The 931-nt window shown below is 72.3% G+C and carries 1 protein-coding gene and 1 pseudogene; one reads left to right on the top strand and one right to left on the bottom strand.

The window, feature by feature from the left end; all coding sequences use genetic code 11:
* Positions 1–376: pseudogene (locus tag ACSNOH_RS34925) on the bottom strand (NYN domain-containing protein); the annotation flags it as partial.
* A 253-nt stretch (positions 377–629) separates the two neighbouring features.
* On the opposite strand from ACSNOH_RS34925, the gene ACSNOH_RS34930 reads away from it, so the two are divergent.
* A complete protein-coding gene (locus ACSNOH_RS34930) occupies positions 630–800 on the top strand; it encodes a hypothetical protein (RefSeq protein WP_436725463.1) in 171 nt (56 codons plus the stop codon).
* The last annotated feature ends 131 nt before the right edge of the window (positions 801–931 follow it).

Here is a 931-nt window from a genome sequence, read left to right on the forward strand (position 1 = left end):
CGTCGCCGGTGACGAGGACGATGTCGGAGCAGGCGCGGTTGCGGGCGAGCTCGGTGAGCTCGGCGTGCATGGCGGCGTCGACGCCCTTCTGGGCCCAGCGGCCGTCGCTGCGGGTCAGGGCGCCCAGCCGGACGGTGACCCGGGGCATGACGCGGAGCCTGCGGTGCTCGGGCTGGGGCACCCGGTCGGGCGCGCCGTCGAACCAGTAGATCCTCAGGAGGGGCTGCTCGGTCTCGGCCTCGGCGCGCTCGCGCAGCCCCTGGATGAGGATCGCGTGGTCGACGGAGATGCGGGACCGGGCGGGCTCGCCGGCCAGCAGGCTCGCGGCGGCGCCCAGCAGGTACCCGGCGTCCACCAGGACGACGCAGCGGTCCACGTTCCACCCTCTTTCTGTGCGTGCAGAAATTGCGGTCGCCCCCGGCACGGCAGTGCCCCGGTTCTCCTCGGCTTTCCCTGGAGTCTGCCCGACCGTGCCGGGGTTATCAGTCCGAACTGGATCTTCGGCGTGGCGGATACGCCCTCACGGCGGTAAGTGCACGCATCACGCACGGTAATTACCCGAAATGCGCGGTTCGGCAGTGCGTGCGAGGGTGACCGCAGGGGGTCGTCCCGAGTGGAGGCACTTCAGCATGGCGAAGAACAAGGACCGGAAGCAGCCGAAGTCGGCGAGCGCTGCGGAGCGCGGTCAGCAGCAGGCCAGGAGCTCTTCGATGGAGTCCCAGAGCGAGCAGCGGGCCACGCAGGTCACCCCGGGCGACATGGCCCGCAAGAGCAAGCAGAAGCGCTTCGGCCACAACTGAACGGCGCCCGGACGGCGTCCGGCCGGAAGCGGCCGGCGCCCACCGGCGCCTTGATGCGCGCGAGGGGCGCACCCGGATGATCCGGGTGCGCCCCTCGTGCGCGGGTGCGGGGACGGGGGGGGGGGGGGGGG

The organism is Streptomyces sp. URMC 127, assembly GCF_051386535.1.
Taxonomy (GTDB): Bacteria; Actinomycetota; Actinomycetes; order Streptomycetales; family Streptomycetaceae; genus Streptomyces.